The sequence below is a fragment of the Alicycliphilus sp. T452 genome (assembly GCF_054512775.1).
On sequence record NZ_JBTNEH010000052.1, the window covers coordinates 1 to 5,920 of the forward strand.

General features: G+C 65.3%; 6 protein-coding genes. All 6 read right to left on the reverse strand.

The features are described 5' to 3' along the window. Window positions 1-130: 130 nt before the first annotated feature. The 6 genes from ACX12L_RS22630 to ACX12L_RS22655 all read right to left on the reverse strand — a co-directional run bounded on the left by ACX12L_RS22630 (window position 131) and on the right by ACX12L_RS22655 (window position 5,801). A complete protein-coding gene (locus ACX12L_RS22630) occupies window positions 131-439 on the reverse strand; it encodes a type II toxin-antitoxin system RelE/ParE family toxin (RefSeq protein ID WP_263463178.1) in 309 nt (102 codons plus the stop codon). A 9-nt stretch (window positions 440-448) separates the two neighbouring features. Next, window positions 449-913 carry a type II toxin-antitoxin system RelB family antitoxin gene (relB, locus tag ACX12L_RS22635; RefSeq protein ID WP_263463177.1) on the reverse strand — a complete coding sequence of 155 codons (465 nt, stop codon included), beginning with the start codon at window positions 911-913 and terminating at the stop codon, window positions 449-451. Window positions 914-1,144: 231 nt separating this feature from the next. Next, window positions 1,145-1,954 carry a Mom family adenine methylcarbamoylation protein gene (locus tag ACX12L_RS22640; RefSeq protein WP_263463176.1) on the reverse strand — a complete coding sequence of 270 codons (810 nt, stop codon included), beginning with the start codon at window positions 1,952-1,954 and terminating at the stop codon, window positions 1,145-1,147. Window positions 1,955-1,961: 7 nt separating this feature from the next. Beyond that, window positions 1,962-2,963, reverse strand: a complete 1,002-nt coding sequence (locus ACX12L_RS22645) for an adenine nucleotide alpha hydrolase family protein (RefSeq protein WP_459264544.1) — start codon at window positions 2,961-2,963, stop codon at window positions 1,962-1,964. A 96-nt stretch (window positions 2,964-3,059) separates the two neighbouring features. Further along, complete coding sequence (locus ACX12L_RS22650; protein ID WP_263463174.1) at window positions 3,060-5,153, reverse strand: ParB/RepB/Spo0J family partition protein; 2,094 nt, start codon at window positions 5,151-5,153, stop codon at window positions 3,060-3,062. Window positions 5,154-5,171: 18 nt separating this feature from the next. Beyond that, window positions 5,172-5,801, reverse strand: a complete 630-nt coding sequence (locus tag ACX12L_RS22655; RefSeq protein WP_263463173.1) for a hypothetical protein — start codon at window positions 5,799-5,801, stop codon at window positions 5,172-5,174. Window positions 5,802-5,920 lie beyond the last annotated feature (119 nt).

Below are 5,920 nucleotides of genomic sequence, written 5' to 3' on the forward strand. Positions count from 1 at the left end.
GTTGCGCAGGCGGCCTGGAGCAGTGCCGCGCAGCGGCAATCCGAAGGATCGAGCCGAATAGGCGAGCTGCGGAAAGCGCCCGAAGGGCGCGCGGGCGTCCGGTGACCGCGCAGCGGGCAGCGCCCAGCGTTCAGGGGGTTTGCTGGGCTGCGTGCTTCAGCCGCAGGATTTCAACGGTGCGCGCGGCATCCAGCGCGCGATAGAACACGATGTAGTTTCGATGCACCACGAGTTCGCGCACGCCGGCCGGCAATCCTGGCCGGCCAGGACGGCCCAGTGAAGGATGGTCGGCCAGCGGCAGCGTCTTGTTGCGCAGTTCCAGCCCGAAGGTGCGCGCCCGCAGTGGGTTGTCCTTGGCGATGTAGCGCACGATGGCACGCAAGTCCTCGCGCGCTTTCGGCCGCCATTCAATGCGGTACGGTGTCTGAACAGTAGTCATGGGCAGCGCTCAAGGGCCCTTTCGCTTGGGCAGCTTGGCGCTTCCGGTCATCTCGGCAATGTCGGCATCCATCTCGGCCATCACGTCATCATGAGAGATATTCGGGCGCGGGTCGTCAATCGCGTCCTGCACCTCGGCGGCCAGCCACTGGTTGTAGGCGGCGGCCTGGTGCGCCTTGCGCAGCGCCTCGGCCCGGCCGCGGTTGCCAGGTGTCTCGTCTTTCTCGTCCGGGTTCCACGCGCTGGCGTCGAACTGCCCGACCGTGATGCCAATGTCGCGCAGCACGTTCAACGCGGCCAGAGGGTTTCCGAAGCGGCGCGGCTCGTTGCTGCGAGCCTTGGCGAGCAGCGCGGCAGCGCCGCTGCGCGTGGCGATCTCGACAAGGAACGCGCCGCCCAGGCCCTTGAGGGTCACGCCGGCGACGCCGCCGGCATGGGTGGCCGCGCGCAACTGCTCGATGGTCATGCTTTGCATGGTCGGCTCCTTATGTGTTAGCAAACATTATCTAGTTCCATTGTGCAGGATTTCTAGATCACGTGCATTCACATAGCCCTTGAATACCTCGCAACGAAAGGAAGAGGTTCGGGCTCATTCAGTAATCGTACAGGTACGATTGCTGAATGAGAACAAAAAAAAACCCGCCACTATGGACGGGGTAAGGCTTCAAAAAAACGCGCTTCGAAAACTCCGAAGCGCAGGACAAGTTTAAGGGCCACCTCCTGCCCGACCATCTGGCCAGGTGAAAACGAAATTCCCAGGGTGCTTCACGCGGCGCAGCCAGCCTTCATCCTGAAGGCGCCGGATGTATTCGGCGCCGCCCTCCCCCGTGCATCGCCTGGGCGCATCCATCGCGGCCAGGCGCTCCAGGGCATAGCGCTCGCCCGTCTCTCCGAGCCGCACCTTGGCGAGCGTGCGGTCGGCGAAGCTCGCGCCGCTGGGCGACAGCCACAGCATGCGCGCGCTGGAGCGGCCCCGGTACTGCGCGTTCCCGGCCTTGTAGATGGTGCCCACGTGGCCACGCTTGACCAGTTCGCCGCACTCGTCGCGCCGTTCGATGGGATCGCAGTACGCCACGATTCCCCGCACTTCAGGCAGCGCCTGCCGCAGCAGCCGTCGCATCCTGGCCAGCGCCCAGGTCTCGGCGTTCGCGGCCAGGCTGTCGTCCAGCACGAACCGGCCCAGTTCGACGCCCTCATTGGGCGCGAGTGCCGGAAAGTAGCTGGGGATCACGCGCTGGTTCATCGGCACCGAAAACACGCCGACACCGGCCAATCGCTCACGCTGGAACGGCTCCTTCACGAACACGCCAGCACGAAACCGGGCCGCCGGGTAGGTTCCCGAGTAATGGTGCATCAAGACGAAGTGCTTGGCGTCGCCCTCCTCGATGGGCACCACGGTGCAGCGCGTGGGGTCGAAGGGTTCGCCGGCCGGCCGATAGGACGCCCGGCGTCGATGCCAGCGCTGGCCGAACAGGGCCAGCTGCTCGATCAGCAGATTGGTGGAAGGTGGGTTCATGCTGGCCTCACCTCACGTCCACCGCGCCGGCCGGGAGGCCGGCGCGCGCGTCCAGTGCGTTGTCGTCGGCCTGCAGCTGCTGGGCGAGCCGGATGAAGCGGCGCCGCTGGCCACGGATCACGGTGAAGTCATCGCCGACCACGCCATTGAGCCGCGCCCAGTGATTCCAGGCGAAGCTGCGGCCCAGGCCCACGGTCGTCTTCGTGCTCGGAAAGCTCGGTGCATCGCGCACCATCTCTTCCCAGCTGCTGCCGAAGTCCACTTCATCGAATCGGCTGTGCCGGCCCGTGAGCGCACGCCGCTCCAGTCCAAGGGATTCATCGAGGAGCCCGGGATGGTGTCCGGCCAGCCAGAACAATTCCCACGGTCTGGAAGCCGGGCAGAAGTAGCACGCGGACTTGATCGGCACCATGTCCGGCCCCAGGTCGGCGGCGATAGCGCGCACGCAATCGACGCGCGTCCAGCCGATGAGCTGCAGCGGGTAGACGAAATCGAATGGCCCATCGGCGCGGGCGGCGGCAAAAGATGCGCCCGCCCGGCGCCGGTCGGCCCGGCCGCAGTCGTAGCCGATCAGCTTCACGATCCGCTGGCCCTGCGCCCGCGAGCGCAGCCAGAGCGGATGCGGCGGGCGGCGGTTCGGCCCGCGCGTGACGCCCATCAGGTGCTGGTCCTGCGGCACGTGCTTCCAGCGGATGCTGCAAGACTTCATCCCGAAGGCGAGCGATGGCAAGGTTTCGTTCGTCCAGCAGTTGCCGTACAGGTCGGTGTACGGGGTTTGCGGCTGGGTGCGAACGCGGCACAGTTCGATAGGCGGCCAGTCCCACGCATGCAGGATCTTCTGCATGCGCTCGATGTGGACCAGAGTTTCAGGCTTCTCGCCGCCCGTGTCGGCGAACGTGATCGCATCGGGCCGCAGGCCTGCCGCACGCAAGGCCAGCAGCATCGCCGTGGAGTCCACCCCGGCACCGAAGCAAACCACGATCAGCTTGCCCAGGAGCGCGGCACGCAAGGTGCCGCGCTGGCATGTATTGATTAGACAAGGCATGGCATTCGCCGCGCTCGGGAGCCGAGAAAGGGCCGCAGCGTCATGCTGCGGCCACCTCCATCAGCCCTCGACGCCCTCCGGCAGGGCATCGGCCTCATGCTGGTCTTCGTCTTCCTCATGGGCCTCGTCCTGCTCCACTACCTCCGTGCTTTGCGGATACGGGCGCAGCGTGGATGGCAACCAGCGTCGGCCATCCAGCAGCGCGGCCGTGGCGGCGATGGCCTCGCCCTTCTTCATCTTCTCGATGGGCTTGGCCGCGTCGGCACCGCAGGCCTCCGTGACGGCCTCGATCATCTTGGCCTTCGGAACGTGGCACAGGTAGCGCTCGTTCGTCGGCATCCACCAGTCGGCCATGTTCAAGCCCAATGTCGATTCGATCAGCTGGGCCATGTCGTAGCCGTGCCCGACCTTGCGGTTCGGCTCGCCGGAGAACACCTCATAGGAGTGAGCGATGAACACAGACAGCAGTTGCATCAGTTCGCCAAGCTCCATCGCCATCAGCGCTGCGAACAGGGTTGGCCCGTGCGCGGGAAGCTTGCCGATCCAGCCGGCCGCGTGCTCGAATGCATCCGCTGCCTTGCTGCCGCCGAATTCGCTGGCTTGGTTTCCGATCTGGTGCATGTTGTCGTTGAAGCGCACCTTCACCGGCGACGATTGCCACGGCTCCTTGTCGTTGACGATCAGGGTCATCAGCAGCGCGGCCAGGGCCACTTTCGGCTGCTGGGTCAGCGCGGCGCCGACAGCCGCCGAGCGATGCGCGGTCAGGTTCGCGCAAAGGGTTGCGCTGAACTCGGCCCGAACCTTCTTCGGTGCCTCGGCCATCCCGCCCGCCACGCCCTCGCCGCCTGCGGCCTGCTTGGCCTGCGGAACATCCTCGCGCCGCACCAGACCCTCTGCCAGGACAAGCTGGCCCGCGTTGTCGATGGTCAGCACCACGCCGGAAGTGGCTCGCTGCCTCGGCCCCCACTCGCGCAAAGCCGCCTCCATGTTGTCGCCCAGGTCGTCGAACGCTTCCCATTGCGCCTGAAGCGCCTGATATTCGGCCTCCTGCTCGTCGGTCCACTCGCCTTCCTCGTCGGTTTCTTCGTCGTAGGCGGTCAGGGCTTCCAGTTCGTCCATGCGCTTGCGCAGCGCATCGGCATCTGCGCTCACGCGGTCGATTTCTGCCTTTTCCTCGGTGGTGGGCTTGCGCCGCTTCGGTTCCAGCTTCCCGAAGGCGCTGCGCTCATGGTAGGGAAAGCTCATGCGCGCTTCGACCCACTTCCAGCCTGCGGCCCGGATTTCTTCGGCCTGGGCCTCCAGCTTTTCGAGGGCCAGCCTGTTGAGCAGCGCGCCGTCCTGGATGTAGAACGAGCCTTCCTCCCCCGTGAACAGGTCTGCCCGCACCGCGCCGCCGGCTTCCCGGTAGGCCTCCAGGCCGACGAAACGCGCGATGGCCGATGTACTGCTCACCTCGTCGTTCGTCAGCATCTGCGTGATGTAGTGCGCGGATCGCTGGTACGGCGAAAGCGTATTCCAGACACGCCGCTGTTCTTCATGGTCATCGGTCAGGGCAAGCGCCTGCAGCTGTCCCATTTCGATCTGGTCGGCCCGGTACATATCGAGGAATTCCGGCGCGAGGCGTGCCAGCTTCAACCGGCGCTCGACGGTCAGGGCCGAAAGGTTGTAGGCGGCCGCGATCTGGCCTGCCGTCTTCCCTTCATCCACCAGCCGCTTGAATGCTTCCAGCTGGTCGGCTGGATGCATGGGCTCCTGAGTGGCGTTCTCGACCAAGCTGACGCTCACGCCGCGCTCGGCATCGAACACGCGGCAGCGCACCGGCACATCAGCAGGCACGGCGGCGTGCTCTGCCAGGTAGTGCAGCGCTGCCAGCCGACGCCCACCGGCAACCACCCCGTGGTCGCCCTTGCTGCCCTTGATCTTCTCGGGGATCACCGCAAGCGGATTGAGAAGGCCGCCTTCGGCCATGATCGCTGCCGCCAGTTCCGGGATGGTGCTGGGATCGTGCTTCTTGCGCACGTTGTTGGGCGACAGGTGCAGGCGATTCAGGGGAATGTCGCGTTCCTCGCCGGACAGGATGGATACCAGCTTGCCGTCAATTTCAACAACCGCTGCGTCCTCGCCATTCAACACATTGGATTCTTCGTAAGCCATGATCGCTTCCTCCAATGCTCAGAACGGCAGTTCGTGGTCGGCGACCTTGACGGGGGCGCCCAGCAGTTGGATGCGCGCCCGGTTGTCGGACGCATTGCGGCGGCGGTAGCCGTGGATCGGCAGCGTCGGCGCTTCCTCCCACTCCTGCTCCGTGTACTGGCCCTTGCGAGTAACCGGCAGCAGGCAGATGTAGCCGTGGTAGTCCGGCGCGTTGCGGTGGTTCTTGTGCGATGCCGAGAAGAGCTTGCCGTAGTAGCGCGGGCCATCCTTGAAGCCCACCGTCAGCGCGCAATACAGCACGCCGGTTTCGCGGGCCGACTTGACGAATGCGGCCAGGGGCACGCGCAGCGCTGCATCGTCCAGCTGGATGGTTCCCGTCATCGCCGGCGCGTTGTCGGCACGGTCGGGCGATGGGCGCGACGTGAACAGCGCGCCGGTGAGCATGCTCACCACCGTGACTTCAAACTCGGGAGGCACCTGGGCCGGTGCCGCCGCAGCTTGCGCATGGTCGAAGTCGGACGGCTGGAAATCGGCCGTATCGCGGCCTGCCGCTTCGGCTGCTGCGGCGTTCACCGCATCCAGATCGGCAGGGCCTTGGTTGGGGGTAAGCTCGACGGATTGCGGAGCCAGGGGTTTCTTAGAAGCCATGATGATTTTCCTTATGACCGGCACCGCTTGATTGCTGCACCGTACCTGTATTTTAACCTGTTATACACCTGATAATGCACCTTTTAATGTGCCAGTGTGTAACGGTATTGGGTATGGGC

Coding starts and splice junctions, on each gene's coding strand:
- ACX12L_RS22640 (WP_263463176.1), bottom strand. CDS start 1,954: ATGAACCCACCTTCCACCAATCTGCTGATCGAGCAGCTGGCCCTGTTC.
- ACX12L_RS22655 (WP_263463173.1), bottom strand. CDS start 5,801: ATGGCTTCTAAGAAACCCCTGGCTCCGCAATCCGTCGAGCTTACCCCC.
- ACX12L_RS22650 (WP_263463174.1), bottom strand. CDS start 5,153: ATGGCTTACGAAGAATCCAATGTGTTGAATGGCGAGGACGCAGCGGTT.
- relB (WP_263463177.1), bottom strand. CDS start 913: ATGCAAAGCATGACCATCGAGCAGTTGCGCGCGGCCACCCATGCCGGC.
- ACX12L_RS22630 (WP_263463178.1), bottom strand. CDS start 439: ATGACTACTGTTCAGACACCGTACCGCATTGAATGGCGGCCGAAAGCG.